This window comes from Paenibacillus sp. ATY16 (genome assembly GCF_003399985.2).
GTDB classification, from domain to species: domain Bacteria; phylum Bacillota; class Bacilli; order Paenibacillales; family Paenibacillaceae; genus Pristimantibacillus; species Pristimantibacillus glycanilyticus.
Map to the genome: position 1 here is coordinate 107,891 of NZ_NMOK02000026.1, position 14,365 is coordinate 122,255.

The 14,365-nt window shown below is 52.6% G+C and carries 15 protein-coding genes; 8 read left to right on the forward strand and 7 right to left on the reverse strand.

Translation table 11 applies throughout. From position 1 onward, the window contains the following. The first annotated feature begins 35 nt into the window (after positions 1-35). Positions 36-1,880, forward strand: a complete 1,845-nt coding sequence (locus CFI03_RS17220; protein WP_248758250.1) for an LTA synthase family protein — start codon at positions 36-38, stop codon at positions 1,878-1,880. 219 nt (positions 1,881-2,099) lie between these two features. Here the strand turns inward: CFI03_RS17220 and CFI03_RS17225 are convergent, their stop codons facing one another. Both CFI03_RS17225 and CFI03_RS17230 read right to left on the reverse strand, forming a co-directional pair. Continuing rightward, on the reverse strand, positions 2,100-2,303 hold the full coding sequence (locus CFI03_RS17225) for a DUF6199 family natural product biosynthesis protein (RefSeq protein ID WP_248758175.1): 204 nt from the start codon (positions 2,301-2,303) through the stop codon (positions 2,100-2,102). A gap of 489 nt (positions 2,304-2,792) precedes the next feature. Further along, positions 2,793-3,278 carry a hypothetical protein gene (locus tag CFI03_RS17230; RefSeq protein ID WP_248758176.1) on the reverse strand — a complete coding sequence of 162 codons (486 nt, stop codon included), beginning with the start codon at positions 3,276-3,278 and terminating at the stop codon, positions 2,793-2,795. 201 nt (positions 3,279-3,479) lie between these two features. Here CFI03_RS17230 and CFI03_RS17235 point away from each other — a divergent pair, with 201 nt between their 5' ends. Further along, the gene (locus CFI03_RS17235; protein WP_201006131.1) at positions 3,480-3,959 is read left to right on the forward strand and encodes a nucleoside deaminase; all 480 of its coding nucleotides are present in this window, start codon (positions 3,480-3,482) and stop codon (positions 3,957-3,959) included. 229 nt (positions 3,960-4,188) lie between these two features. Continuing rightward, entirely contained in the window at positions 4,189-5,322 is a 1,134-nt protein-coding gene (gene yunB / locus CFI03_RS17240) for a sporulation protein YunB (RefSeq protein WP_248758177.1), read from the forward strand. A 54-nt stretch (positions 5,323-5,376) separates the two neighbouring features. Here the strand turns inward: yunB and CFI03_RS17245 are convergent, their stop codons facing one another. Next, positions 5,377-6,405: a M23 family metallopeptidase gene (locus CFI03_RS17245; RefSeq protein ID WP_481857693.1), complete on the reverse strand. Its 1,029-nt coding sequence runs from the start codon at positions 6,403-6,405 to the stop codon at positions 5,377-5,379. Between the two features lie 175 nt (positions 6,406-6,580). On the opposite strand from CFI03_RS17245, the gene lipA reads away from it, so the two are divergent. Both lipA and CFI03_RS17255 read left to right on the forward strand, forming a co-directional pair. Next, the gene (gene lipA, locus CFI03_RS17250; protein WP_248758179.1) at positions 6,581-7,483 is read left to right on the forward strand and encodes a lipoyl synthase; all 903 of its coding nucleotides are present in this window, start codon (positions 6,581-6,583) and stop codon (positions 7,481-7,483) included. Between the two features lie 35 nt (positions 7,484-7,518). Continuing rightward, positions 7,519-8,280 (forward strand): YutD family protein, encoded by a 762-nt coding sequence (locus tag CFI03_RS17255; RefSeq protein ID WP_248758180.1) that lies wholly within the window; start codon positions 7,519-7,521, stop codon positions 8,278-8,280. Positions 8,281-8,362: 82 nt separating this feature from the next. Here the strand turns inward: CFI03_RS17255 and CFI03_RS17260 are convergent, their stop codons facing one another. Together CFI03_RS17260 and ylbJ are read right to left on the reverse strand one after the other, a co-directional pair. Then, positions 8,363-9,151 carry an NAD kinase gene (locus tag CFI03_RS17260; RefSeq protein ID WP_201006145.1) on the reverse strand — a complete coding sequence of 263 codons (789 nt, stop codon included), beginning with the start codon at positions 9,149-9,151 and terminating at the stop codon, positions 8,363-8,365. Positions 9,152-9,235: 84 nt separating this feature from the next. Continuing rightward, positions 9,236-10,294: a sporulation integral membrane protein YlbJ gene (gene ylbJ, locus CFI03_RS17265; protein ID WP_248758181.1), complete on the reverse strand. Its 1,059-nt coding sequence runs from the start codon at positions 10,292-10,294 to the stop codon at positions 9,236-9,238. 409 nt (positions 10,295-10,703) lie between these two features. Between ylbJ and CFI03_RS17270 the strand changes: the two genes are divergently transcribed. Together CFI03_RS17270 and CFI03_RS17275 are read left to right on the forward strand one after the other, a co-directional pair. Then, positions 10,704-11,087, forward strand: a complete 384-nt coding sequence (locus tag CFI03_RS17270; RefSeq protein ID WP_041613309.1) for a globin domain-containing protein — start codon at positions 10,704-10,706, stop codon at positions 11,085-11,087. Between the two features lie 13 nt (positions 11,088-11,100). Further along, positions 11,101-11,826 carry a DUF2225 domain-containing protein gene (locus CFI03_RS17275; RefSeq protein ID WP_248758182.1) on the forward strand — a complete coding sequence of 242 codons (726 nt, stop codon included), beginning with the start codon at positions 11,101-11,103 and terminating at the stop codon, positions 11,824-11,826. 15 nt (positions 11,827-11,841) lie between these two features. Here CFI03_RS17275 and CFI03_RS17280 read toward each other — a convergent pair whose 3' ends face one another. Then, entirely contained in the window at positions 11,842-12,084 is a 243-nt protein-coding gene (locus CFI03_RS17280; RefSeq protein ID WP_127490897.1) for a hypothetical protein, read from the reverse strand. Further along, entirely contained in the window at positions 12,081-12,272 is a 192-nt protein-coding gene (locus tag CFI03_RS17285; RefSeq protein ID WP_248758183.1) for a YycC family protein, read from the reverse strand. The genes CFI03_RS17280 and CFI03_RS17285 overlap by 4 nt, the downstream gene beginning before the upstream one ends. 151 nt (positions 12,273-12,423) lie before the next feature. Between CFI03_RS17285 and CFI03_RS17290 the strand changes: the two genes are divergently transcribed. Continuing rightward, complete coding sequence (locus CFI03_RS17290) at positions 12,424-14,208, forward strand: M3 family oligoendopeptidase (RefSeq protein ID WP_248758184.1); 1,785 nt, start codon at positions 12,424-12,426, stop codon at positions 14,206-14,208. Positions 14,209-14,365: the final 157 nt, after the last annotated feature.

A 14,365-nucleotide genomic window follows, 5' to 3' on the forward strand; every position in this document is an offset into this window, starting at 1 on the left:
TATCGTTCTACAAAGATGATTACCGGCGGTCGCCGATGATCGGAATTTGGCTTCTGCTGCTTGTGAAAACTGTCCTGTTCCGGATGTTCCTATTCGGAGAACTGCAGTGGAACGGCCTTCTGGCGGATGCGGCGGCCTGGCTGGGGCTGCTCCTTATCGTGGAGCTTGTTACAGCCGCAAGATGGAGGGGGATCGCTTATTGGGCGGTGAATTTGATTGTGTCCGTCCTGCTCTTTGCGTCAACCGTCTACTTCAGTTATTACGGCTCCGTGCCGACGTATACCGCCCTCAAGGCGCTTGATCAAGTCAATCAAATTCAAGATAGTGTAGAATCGCTAATTAAGAGTATCTATTATATTTATTTTCTGGACCTTGCGATTCTAGCAATCTTGTATATCGTTCGTTTAATCAGAGGAACCCGGGTTTCGGGGAGAAAAAGAATCGGCCAGCTCCGTCTCGTCATGGGGGGGCTTCTGGTATGTATCGTTGTATTCGTGAGCTTGGTACGTGCCGGAAACGATATTCCGAATGAACTGGAGCAAGCCGAAGGGCTGGGCTTTATCGGGTATCAGGCGGCTGCAGCCTGGAATTACCAGAGCGAGAAGGCGATGGCGAGCAGCGGCGACATCGAACAGACCAAAGCGGATATTAACGAACTGATGTCTTCCTATTCTTATCAGGATCAACCGGGCCAGCCGGCTATTCAATTCGGAACCGCGCAGGGGAAAAATGTGATCGTCGTCCAGATGGAGGCTTTTCAGAACTTTCCGCTTCATCTGTCCGTTGGCGGAACGGAGCTGACGCCCGTGCTGAACAAGCTGGCCGACGAGAGCTATTATTTCCCTCATATTTATCAGCAAATCGGCCAGGGCAATACCTCGGATGCGGAGTTTATGTCGAATACCTCGATTTATCCGACGGGCGAGATTGCTATGTCCACGGGATACGGCAACCGCGAGCTGCCGAGTATGCCGCGCATGCTGGAGGGCAAAGGGTATGAATCCAACACGTTTCACGTAAACGATGTGACGTTCTGGGACCGGAATAAGCTGTATCCTGCGCTAGGCTTCAACCATTACTATGATAAGCCGTTTTATACGGACGATCATTTTAATGCATTTGGCGCATCGGATGAGGAGCTGTTCCGGGTTGCGGTAGACAAGCTGCAGGCGCTGCATGAGCAGAAAAAGCCGTTTTACGCGCAGATGGTGACCGTCTCCAGTCACTTCCCGTTCGAGGTGCCGAAGGACCGGACGGATTTGACCCTGCCGGCTTCCATGGAGGGAATGCAGCTTGGCAATTATTTGCAGGCCGTTCATTACACGGACTATGCGCTTGGGACGCTGATTGACCGCCTGAAGGCGAACGGCATGTGGGACGATACCGTGCTTGTTGCGTATGGCGACCACTTTGGCCTGCAGCCGGAGAAAGCCAGCGCGGCGGAGATCAGCCAGCAGCTGGGCATTCATTACGATGACCGGCTCAGCCGGTTCAACATCCCTTTGATCATCCATGTTCCGGGTCAGAGCAGCGGCCATGTCGTGGAGCAGCCGGGCGGGCAGCTTGATATTATGCCAACGCTCGCGAATCTGCTGGGCGTGAAGCCGGCGGACGAAGGGGTTGTTCCATTCGGCCATGACCTGTTGAACATCAACCATAACGTATTTGGAATGCGGTATTATCTGCCGACTGGATCGTTCTTCAACAACGATATCCTGTTCGTTCCGGGCAAAGGCTTTGACGATGGCACAGCCTATTCGCTGAAAACGATGGAGCCGGTTCAGGACTTCTCGAAGTACAAGAGCGACTACGACTACATCATGAAGCTGATGAGTCTCTCGGACCAGTATGTCCGGCAGTTGCCTAAGAGAGCTCCGTAAATTGCAGGGAGAGTTGTTGTAGCTCCGTCATGACGCAAATGGATCTCCTTACGGCCGCTGTTGCTTTCACTTTGCTTTGAACTATGTTCTAGATGATGCAAAGTGAAAGCAAAGGCGAACGTTTCACTCCTCCAGGAGATCCATTTGCTCTATTCCGTCCTGCAATTTTATTTTTAAAGAAACCGCGAAGGGCAGCCATTCATCTGGCTGCCCTTTGGTTTAGAGAAAAGGGGAAAATCCGGAGGATAGAAAGATGCCAATCGCGATACCAATGATGCCCGAGATTCTACCCATCACGAGCGCGGCATCGCTTGGCTCGGCATTCTTGAACCGCCAGCCGTATTGCATGTACCAACCCGCCCTCGGATACAACAGATTGAGAATCCCCAAAACAATAAAGATCACGCCAACAAGCTGGAACATAGAAGCTCCTCCATTTCATAATGGAACGGTGACCATCCAGTAATTGATCTAATCATAATCCAGTAAAGAAGTAATTGGAATATATAACCAAAACCATTTCTTTAGCCACCTTATGAATCCGGACGGCGGTCTGTAATACGGAAAAACCGTTTTATTTACCCTATTAGCCTACTGGAGGTGGATAATGGGCTTTTCTCTTAGAACTAAAACAAGGCAGCCCAGATCATTGGGCTGTCTTGTTTCTGCTTACCCCCACCGTCGGAGTAGGAGGAGTGAAGGAAATGTATCTCCTGGAAGAAGCGTATGCTTTCGAAGCAGCTTTCTTTCAGAAAGCTTTTAAACGCTCGCCTTTGAAATCGTGGGAAAACCATTAAGATTAAATTCCAATCTCACGATTTCAACAGCGACTGGAAGGAGATACATTTCCGGAATGACGGGCCCTCACAGCACAAGCACCATGTAATCCGGCACCATTCCGCCATCCTTCAATTAATTCTGCTCCCGACGGAACCCTTCTTCTTTCATGTATTCCTCTACTTCGCCATACGCTTCAAACGCCATCTCCAGATTAAGACCGGAGTAGACGTACCACATATCGTCTTCCCATTTTACGGTCAAGCTTTGATTGTCCTCGTTGGTCCATAGCTGGTCTTTCTTCTTGCGGTTGCGCGACGGCTTGGGAGCGGGCTCTTCCTCGCGTACGGAAAGCGAATCAATCGATTGGCGGAGCAGCGTGCGAAGCTGCGGCTCGTTGTAGTCGCGGATATTGATCATGCCCTTTTCGTCCTGGCTGAAATTGCGCAGCAGCCCGGCATACACGAAGCCGTTACCGTTCGGGTGCAGGTGGTACACGACATTTTTCCGGTCATATAAGCTGTTCTCGAATTGGAAGTTCACGCGCCCCAAAGATACGTCACTGCGCGTTAGCTCCGGGAACGATTCAATAATAGCCAGCTTTTCGTCAAAAGTTAACATAACATCCTCCATCATCTATCCAAAATGTGCTTCGGCTATTATAGCACAAGCGTCTGCCGCATACGAAGCGGCTATCCCGACTGTGCGCGGCAACTAAAGAGGCATGCCCCGGATTAGTCACCGCCACAAAGTTACCCCCTGCTCGTTTACTCCTCGCGCAGCTCTGACCTAAGATAGGGGAAACGAAGGGAGCGAGAGAGCATGAAGCAGGATCATACGTATTATTTGAAATATTGCATAGAGGTGTCCCGCAGGTCGAGAGAGAACGGCAATACGCCGTTTGGCGCGATCCTTGTGAACGAGCGGGGCGAGATTGTGCTGGAGCAGGAGAACGTCGAGCTTACGGAAAGACGGTGCACCGGCCATGCCGAAACCGCGCTGATGGAGAAAGCCTCCCATCAATACGAGCATCATGACCTGTGGAACTACACCCTCTACACCACCTTTGAGCCATGCGCGATGTGCTCGGGTGCTATCTATTGGGGCAATGTCGGAAAAGTGGTCTACGCCGCGACGGAGGAAGCGCTGCTGAAGCTGACGGGCGATCACGAGCAGAATCCGACGTTTAATCTGCCTTGCCGGGATATTTTCGCCAAAGGCCAGAAGCCGATTGAAGTGATTGGGCCCTTCCCCGAGCTTGAGGAAGAGGTTGTGGCCGTACACAAAGGGTACTGGGACTAAAATCTAACAGAAGCTGCCGGACGGCCGCCCTAACGGGAGGTCGTCTTTTTTGTCCTTGCCCCGCATAAGCATGTAAAGGTACGGGCTTACGAAACAAGAATTACCACAACTGGCCTAAACATGGCCAATTGTGTGGCAATTCTTTGGTCTATGCTTACGAAGCAAGAATTACCACAACTGGCCTAAAAACGGCCAATTGTGTGGCAATTCTTTTTAGGAGGCGATGGAAGTGACGAAATGGGGACGAAGGGGTTGGATGCTTCGGTCACTTGGCCTGAGCCGGCAGCAGCTATGGTCTAACCGCCCTTTTGCGAAGGTGAAGCGGGTCAGCTGGGGCAGCAAAATTTCCTCTTCGGGCAGCGCGCCAAAGCCATGGGGATCAAGCAAATGGAAGTCACCGCGAAAGCCAAAGCCAGCGGGTAACTGGGGCGGAATGTGGCAGCCGCGCAAACGGCCGGTAAAACCGCCCGGAAAAGGCATCAAAACAATGAGCATCAGCTCGCTAGGAAGCGGAGGCGGAGGAACGAGGCTGAAATCCGGCAAACGGCGCACCAAGCTATGGATTATCGTCACTGTGCTTATCCTTCTTATTGGAACCCTTCAATCCCTTGTTTATATCGAAAAGCATCTGCGTCCGCCTCTTATGAAGGTTGCCCAGCTGCGGATCAAGCAGGTTGCTACGCAGGCGATTAATAAGGCCACGACGGATGAGGTTGTCAGCAATGCAGATTTCGAGAAGCTTATCGATTGGAAAATGAACAGCGACGGAAAAGTATCCGGCTTTATGCTGAACTATGCCGAGCATACGAAGATCCGGTCGGAGACGATCAAGACGGTACAGGCAACGCTTGACGAGCTGAAGGAGATTCCCGAGCATATCCCGGTCGGCAACGCGCTTGGCAGTGCGCTGATCTCGACGTACGGTCCAAGAATTCCGGTCAAGTTCGAGCCGGTGGGAGCCGTGAAGGTGGACCTGAACACGCGCCAGACGAATGCCGGCATCAATATGATTCTGATCGAGGTGTACATTCATATCGTATCCGAGGTTGCCATTATCGTGCCGTTCGAGACGGATCCGCAAATCGTGGAGACGGAAATTCCGATCTCGTATCTGCTCGTTGTTGGCGACGTGCCCATGTATTATTACGATAATGAAGGCAAGGCGGTTGGCGAATCCGCGCCAAATGCTCCGAATATCTCGCTGCCCATGTCGAAGGGCCAAGGAGTTACCCAGCAGTCGGACGGAAGCATGCTGAAGGAGCAGCTGGATTCGGGCGAATCTCCGCTGCCTACAAGCAGCGGCAACAATTCGGCTAATAACGCAGGCAACGCGAATGCAGCCAATGCGGGAGGCGGCGGATAAAAGAAAGGGGCATCCCAAAAGGTCCGGACGAATCGGCCTTCGGGAGTGCCCCTTTTATCTGTTTGCTGCTTTTAACCGGTTTCGCTCATCCTGTTCCCACCGTCGCAAGAGCGGATAAGGATCAAATGCCCATTCGATAAGCCCGCGGTCGCGATAAACCCCGTAATGCAGATGCGGCGGGAATTTGCCTTGCGTTCCGGGCTTGCCGTATCCGGAGCTGCCGACCCAGCCGATCGTTTGGCCGGGTTTTACAATCGTACCGATGCCAATAGTCTTATCGAATCCGGACAAATGGGCGTAATAGTGATAGTAGTTGTTCAAATCCCGGATACCGATCCGCCAGCCTCCGTAAGGATTCCAGCCTTTTATCTCCACGACGCCATAGCAGGTGCTGCGGACGGGAATGCCGTGATTGGCGAAAATGTCGGTTCCTTCGTGAGTCCGCCGTCCTCCCCAGCCGCGGGCATTGCCCCAGGTGCTGCGGTACGAATAATTGGTTCCGACCGGGACGGGGAACGCATGCTCATACAAGTCCAGACGTCCGAAGGTAGCGTAAATATTGGAAAACTGCTGAATACGCTGCACAGCCCTGCTATTATGGTAATATTCCCATACGCCAATGGAGAAATCGTCTTCCGTAGACCCGCCATACTGAAGCAGTCTGTTCGCTACGGAATAGAGCAGGTCGAGATCGTTGTTGCGGTCGGCAAAGCCGTCCCCGTCTCCGTCGCGGCCAATGCCGTTGAACCACTGAATCGAAGCCGGTACGTTATCGGACGAATCGGGATTAAGCGGGCCGGCCCATTGCTCCTCGTCGATGTAGATGCCAACGATACTGCCCAGCTGAGGGCGGGCTTTTGGCCGGGCTTTGGACAACGTTCGCTCGTATTGGTCAACGGCAGCGATACGGTACCAAGGAATGCCGGTAACGGTGCTTAGCCTGTCGTAAAGCTGCTGTCTGCTGGTTAAGGAATCAACCTCTCCTTCCGAAGATTGGGTTTGAGCAGGTTTAGCGTTACCGGCATTTGAGTTCGCGTTTTTTTGATTCGGATTTGCATAGCCTGTTTGCCCGGATATTAGCATGGAAGCGACAACGGCAGCCAAGGCAATAGAAAAAGTCTGTTTCAATCGTTCCACCCTTTCGAAGCTCGAAGCAATATTCGTTATGTTTTGCAAATCATTGGATTTTATCCGAACTATGCTATAATAAACGGTGAGATTCGACTGTCCAATTGAAAGTGAAAGCAGGGAATTCCAGATGAAATCAAACAAAGAAAAATTGAAAAAGCCGGACTGGCTTAAAATAAAGCTTACAACCGAAGGCAACTACACCGAAATCAAAGACATGATGCGCACCAAAACGCTGCATACCGTCTGCGAGGAAGCGCGTTGCCCGAATATTTACGAGTGCTGGGCCAACCGTACGGCAACCTTTATGATTTTGGGGGATATTTGTACGCGCGCCTGCCGCTTCTGTGCCGTGAAGACAGGCCTTCCTACGGAGCTTGATCTGCAAGAGCCGGAACGCGTAGCGGAAGCAGCGGAGCAAATGGGACTTCGCCACTGCGTAGTAACATCCGTTGCCCGCGATGATTTGGCTGATGGCGGCGCTTCGATTTTCGCCGGTACGATCAAGGCTATCCGCGAGCGGATGCCATTCACTCGGGTAGAAGTGCTTATTCCCGATTTTATGGGTAACGAGGAGTCGCTGAAGATCGTTATGGATGCGAAGCCGGACATTCTGAACCATAACATCGAGACCGTTGAGCGGATGTCGAACCGCGTGCGCGCGAAAGCGAAATACAGAAGATCCCTGGAGCTTCTAAGACGCGCGAAGGAAATGAATCCGAAGATTCCTACGAAATCCAGCATTATGCTGGGCGTTGGCGAGACTTACGAAGAAGTATTGCAGGCAATGGATGATCTTCGTGCGGTAGACTGCAACATTTTGACGCTGGGTCAATATTTGCAGCCTACGCCTAATCACATGCCGATTGAACGTTACGTGCACCCGGATGAATTCAAAAGCTTGAAGGAAGAGGGCTACAAACGCGGATTCCGCCATGTCGAGTCGGGGCCGCTGGTACGGAGCTCCTATCATGCCCATGAGCAGACGGATTCGGCTGCCGAAGCAGAGGAACGCGAGCTTAGCAACGTATAGCTTCTATTGGAGAATTCGAAAGAGGGGAAACGGAATTGATCCAAATTGGCGGCAAAATATATGAACTAATCCATGAAAATCGCAACGGCTGGAACGCGGATGCGTTCAAGGATCGTTACAGCGAAGTTTTGGAACGCTACGATTTTATTATTGGCGACTGGGGTTACAGCCAGCTGCGCCTGAAGGGCTTTTTCCGCGATAATCATATGAAGGCAACGAAGGACAGCGCGTACTCCGGAATGTCCGATTATATTAACGAATACTGCAATTTCGGCTGTGCGTATTTCGTTCTGGAGAAGACCGGTACGGCTGCAAAATCCCCGGATGAAGAGGCGGGAGATGAGCAGGAAGCTTCTTCGAAACAGGATACTTACGGGCAGGACAAGACTGATGCCGAGGACGAGCAGGAGGTTGGCGCTTCCTCGCTTGCGGATGCCGTACTGGCTGGTGCCGCGGCAGCCGCAAGGGAAAGCGCGGCTGCGGGCAGAGGCGGCGGACGTCACGCTGAGGATTCCCAGCAGCAGCAGCCATCCCGACAGCATGGCCAGCAGCGCAGCGGGAAAGATCAGCACCGCAGAAGCTATCGTTCTAACGGAAAGAAGCCGATTAGACCGGCTGCGAACAAGGATGTCGCCGCAGCATCCGAGCAAGCAGCGCCGGTTCATTCTCCGTCCGGCCCTAAGCGAGAGCGGGGAGAACGCGGAGAACGGGACAGAAACAGGGAGAGCAACAAAGTTAACAACCGAGATAACAACAGGGATAACAACAGCAACAAAGAGCAAAGCAGCCGTCCATAAACATAACGAAAGGGCTGTCCGCAGGTCATCGAGACCAGTGGACAGCCCTTTTTTATATTCGAAGGGCTCGATAGAGGTTTTCTCACATATCAACAAACGCATCGCGGACGCGGTTCCAGAACGGGAACGGACGGTACCTTGCAAAGCTGACTTTGCGGGTAGAGACGCTGCAGCGGATGGAGCGGATATCGGTCCGTTGAAGGCTGAGATGATCGATCGTAAGCAGCAGACGTTGCTCCTTTTTCGAGATAATATCGCAATGATGATGTTGCGGCAGCAGGAACGACGATCCAAGCGTCCGGTACACGCGATTGTTAATCGAAGCGATCTCTGCTATCTGCAGCGATTCAATGGACGGGTGAACGATAGCGCCGCCAACGCTCTTGTTATAAGCGGTGCTCCCTGACGGAGTGGAGATGACAATCCCGTCGCCCCGGAACATTTCGAAAGACTCATCGTTAACGCTAAGCTGTACGACAAGGGTAGCGTCAACGCCCTTTAACGTGAATTCGTTTAATGCCAGGTAATAAAAGTTCTGCTCATCGGTTTCCACCGCGATTTCCGCAAGCGGATAACGGACGAGATGGGGCGTTTCTTCCGCCATCAAGGTGACAAGCGTCTCTAATTCATCTGCTTTCCAGTCGGCGTAAAATCCCAGATGGCCCGTATGAATACCAACAAAGGATACATCGGTTACCCGGTCGGTATATTTGTGGAAAGCCTGGAGCAGCGTTCCGTCTCCGCCGATGGACACAATGATGTCCGGCATGTCGTCATGACGCGTGAGTCCGCGTTCTGCCGCCAGTTGATGGAATCGCTCCGCCAATGATTTCGATAATTGATCGCCACGATCGATGACTGCGTATTTCAAGAAATTTAAACCCCTTCCGGCCTATTGCAAAGATACTATGATGATATAGGAATATGGCTTCAAATTCAACGCCGATACAAAAGTTTAAGGTGCGAGCCATCCCCACAGCAGATAAACGAGAGCGACGGAGATAAAAGCATGAGCCAGGCGGGCCAGCATAAGCGGCATGTACCGCAGGTCCGTACGGCTTAGCAGGCTGAGCACCTGGGCATGCACGGAAAGCCCTCCCCAGGACAAAATCCAAGCGGCTATAGCGGCTTGATGCATCAAGCCGGTACCTGCTTCCCCCGCAGCCCGCGCGCCAAGGGTGACCTCGAATAAGCCAAACACGACGGCGTCGGCAAGCTTTGCCGGAAGCCCAAAGGCGCCGAACAATAACCGCAGCCCTTCGGCCAATGCCTCAACGACACCCGCATGAGTGAGCAGCTCCATCACGACGGAGAAAAAAACGACAAGCCCGCCTACAACCATCATAAGGCGCAGCGCGGATTGAATGCTGTCCTGCAGCAGCTTGCCGAGGCTTCGGCCATCCATAAGCCTGGCTTGATGCATGGCTTTGGTTGCTTCAACCAGCCGGGAGCTCCTGCGCGAAGGCGACTGCCTTAAGGATTCGGTAACCGGCTCGTGGCGGTCATGGAACCGCATGAGAAGTCCGATAATAAAAGCTCCGCCGTAGTGGGCGGCTGCAAGCAGCGGTGCTAGAGCGGCGTTATGGAAAAAACCGACCGATACGGCGCCGATCAGGAAGATTGGGTCCGAGGTGGTCGTAAAAGCGACAAGCCGCTCGCCTTCCGCGCGTTTGACAAGGCCCTGCTCCCAGAGCTGGGCGGTAAGCCTTGCCCCAACCGGATAGCCCGATACATAGCCCATCGTAACGACAAAGCTTCCGATGCCCGGAAGGCGGAATAACGGCCTCATCAGCGGATCAAGCAGCTTGCCGAAGAAGTGGACAATCCCGAAGCCGAGCAATAGCTCGGAAATGACGAAGAAAGGGAAGAGAGCCGGGAACAAAACCTGCCACCATATCGATAATCCCCGAAGCGCCGACTCCAGCGTTTGGGAGGGGAACACGGCCATCAGCAGGACGATGAGCAAAGCGATAAGGCCGGTTATCGAGGCCGGCCGGGTAAGCGTTCGGAGCATGGATGCGTCCTCCTTTGGACTTTGGGACATGCGGAAAAGCAAAATGTACAACCCCTACATGAGGTATATGAAGAAAGGTGGACATCCATCACTACAGGCTGGTTTTAGTTAAAGAAAAATTTTTTCATAATTCTAAGAAAACGCTTGCAAAAAGGGCTGGACGGTCCGTTTTTTTATGTTACAATGGAGTTACCTTTGAAGGCTTGGAGTGATGATAATGAGTATAATCGCTGGCATTCTGGTCTGTGCGTTTGTGTATGTCATCCGAGAATCACTGACAGCACCGGGAGAAGAGGACTACGAAGGTTAATCGTTGCAGCTAATCAATAATAATCCCGCATTGGTGACGATGCGGGGTTTTTTTTGTGTTATAATACTAAATACCTACACGATGGAGATGAAATTGACGATGAATAGGAATATAAGCCTTTATGAAGCGATTGGTGGAGCTGAGACTTTAAGACGAATCGTTGAGTCTTTTTACCCTAAAGTGCAGGCGCATGAGCTGCTTGGTCCACTATTTCCGGAGAACATCATCCCCGTTATGGAGAAGCAGATTATGTTTTTGACGCAGTTTTTTGGAGGACCTACGTTGTTTTCCGATGAATACGGCCATCCAATGATGCGGGCGCGGCATATGCCTTTTCCGATCACGCCGAAGCATGCGGAAGCCTGGCTTGATTGCATGAAGCGGGCACTGCAGGAGGCTTCCGGCCTCGATGAAGAGCTGCAAGCGTACATTATTGAGAGACTGTCAGGTCCGGCCAACCATTTTGTGAACACACCCGAATAGGAGATGGATGGGCATGGAGCCGCTCTATCAGACAAAGATGAATTGCATTTGCTGTGAGACCATCTTTTCGACATCACGAGTACGCCCAAGCTTTAAAAAAGCGGTGGCTATCGATTCTGATTTTTGCGGTTATTACCGGGCGGAAGCAAATCCGGATTTTTACGTGGTCCGGGTCTGTCCGACTTGCGGATTTGCAACAACGGAGAATGGTACGCAAAGGCTTACCGAGCGGCAGCGCAAAAATTATTTGGAGCAGATTGGCTCACGCTGGACTCCTTATGATTTCGGCGGCGAACGAGATGCGGCGCAGGCGATGAAGGTGTACAAGCTGGCCTTATTGTCGGCGCAGGCGGTTGAGGAAAGGCCAAGAGTTATAGCGGGTATTTTGCATCATATTGCATGGTTATACCGTTACGAGGGAAATGGGCAGGAGGAGCTGCGGTTTATGCGGTTCGCTCTCCAGGCATATATCAAGGTTTACGAGGAAGAAGGATCGCAATTAAACAATGCGAAGCTGATGTACATCATCGGAGAACTCAACCGGCGAACGGGCGAGCTGTCGGAAGCGGTAAAATGGTTCTCGCGCATTGTCAGCGACAAACGCATTATGGATGAGGCGATGATTCGCCGGAGCCGCGAGCAATGGCAGCTTATCCGGGAACAGCTGGAGCAGGGACAGCCGGTGTCGCCGGCCGCTGCGACGGGAGAAGCCGAGTCTCCCGTGCAAACGACGGCGTAATTGGCTTGTCCTGCATCAATGGCTCAGCTTGCGGAGCCGCTGATCCGTCAGCATATAGTCTTGATCCATATCGAGGACCGTAACTTTGTTATGGCAGCACGGGAAGACTAGCAGCTTTTTCTTCCCGTGCTGAATGTCCTCGATTTCCCGCACGCGAAGAGGGATGAGTACGTTCTCGCTGCTGCAGAAGGGGCAGCTGGGAACGTAAACGTCCTTCATCACAATGTCGTAGGGCCAAGTCCTCTCGAACGGAATCATGAGGACGACTCCTCCGTACCGGGAGCGGATTCAGACAGCTTACCCGCCTCTGCTTCCGCTTTTGCCAGTTCGGTGAGCTTCTGCAGTAATATATGTTTAGGCATATGCATTAAATGCTCGAGCGGCACGCCAAGCTGCTTGGACAACTTGATTGCGGTTTCGGGTGAAATTTGCAAGGGTTGTGACATGGTGTTATTCCTCCAATCTGGATATAATTAAGTTATACACCGCTGAAGCAAGATTGCGCAAATTTATTTGTCGATCTTTTTGTGGCGGTTTTTTCTATTGAGGGCTTACATAAGGAAGGTCAATACGAACGCGAAGGAGAGGAACGGTTGAATGGCGACTAGCAATTATCCAATGAAATGGGATTTGGAGACGTTTTATGAAGGAGGCTCGGGTTCGGCCGCTTTCGCCAGTGAATTGGCCGGCATCGAGAAGGATGTGGCCGAGCTGGACCGGCTGCTGTCCGACAGCTCCCTGGGGACCAAGAAAAAAGTTGAAGATACGACGGCTATTCTGCAGTCGGTGCTGATCCGTCTGCGTCAATCGGAATCATTCGTGGAATGCCTGCAGGCACAAAATATGAAAGACTCCGCTGCTAACGGCTTAAGCGACCGCGTAAAAACGATCAGCGCGAAGCTGCTTGGAGCATTAACGCGTTACGATAATGAGCTTCGCCAGATTGGCGATGAGGAATGGGCCGCTATCGCTAGCGACGGTTCGCTTGGCGAGGTCGCATTCAGCTTGTCCGAACGCCGCGAACTGGCGAAGGAAAAGCTTGCTCCTGAGCTTGAAGCGCTCGCCGGCGATCTGGCGGTTGACGGCTATCACGGCTGGGGGGCTCTGTACGATCTGATCGTTTCCCGCGCGAAGTTTACGGATATCGGCGAGAACGGGGAAGAAAAGATTCTCTCCGCCGGACAAATGTTTAACCGGCTGTCGGACGGCGACCGTTCGGTCCGTATCCGTGCTTTTGCCGAGTGGGAGCGCGAGTGGGGCGACGCGGCAGAGCTCTGTGCGGATGCGCTTAACCGCCTCGCCGGATTCAGGCTGAAGCTGTACGGCAAACGCGGCTGGGACTCGGTGTTGAAAGAGCCGCTGCAAATTAACCGAATGTCCGAAGCGACCTTCAACGCGATGTGGTCGGCGATCAACGAAGGCAAGCCTAAGCTGGTCCGTTATCTGGAACGGAAGGCGAAGCTGCTGGGTCTTGAGAAGCTGGATTGGCATGATGTCAGCGCGCCGCTTGGCTCCTCGGCACGTACAATCACGTTTGAAGAAGGCGCTAAATTTATCGTGGAGCAATTCCGCAAGTTTAGCCCGGATATGGCGGATTTCTCGGAAATGGCTTTCCGTGACGCCTGGATTGAAGCGGAAGACCGGGCAGGCAAGCGCCCCGGCGGCTTCTGTACTTCCTTCCCTAAGAGCCGTCAGACGCGGATTTTTATGACCTACTCGGGCACTGCGGATAACGTTTCGACGCTTGCCCATGAGCTTGGACATGCGTACCACCAATATGTCATGGACGATTTGCCGGCGCTGTCCCAGGAATACGCGATGAACGTGGCGGAGACGGCCTCGACCTTTGCCGAGCTGATCGTATCGGATTCGGCCATGAAGACGGCTGTTGATCGCGAAGAAAAGCTGGGCCTCCTGGAGGACAAAATTCAGAACGCGGTTGCGTTCTTTATGAACATTCATGCCCGGGTATTATTCGAGACTCGCTTCTATGAGGAGCGCAAGCAAGGTATCGTACCGGTCGAGAAGCTGAACAGCCTGATGGAGGAGGCGCAGCGCGAAGCGTTCAGCGGAGCGTTAGGCGAGCTGCACCCGCATTTCTGGGCATCCAAGCTTCACTTCTATATTACGAGCGTACCGTTCTATAACTTCCCGTACACGTTTGGCTACCTGTTCAGCGCCGGAATCTATGCGCGAGCGCTGCAGGAAGGGCCGGCGTTCGCGGAGCGTTACGTGCAGCTTCTGCGCGATACCGGCCGCATGACGGTGGAGGACTTGGCGAAGAAGCATCTTGGCGTCAACCTCGAAGAGGCCGATTTCTGGCGCGAAGCTGTTGAGCTTACAACGAAAGATATCGACCTGTTCCTGGAATTGACGGAATAGGTCGGAGAATTCAATTCATCCTAAAGATAGTGGCCGTGCGGGGTCTGACTCTGCACGGCCACTGTTTTTGGATTTTTTTGCTTTCAGTAAAGGATAGATCCCCCGACAATTAGCTGTTGCTAGATTCCCTCTTATCTATTATGTTGGTTACAAGCGG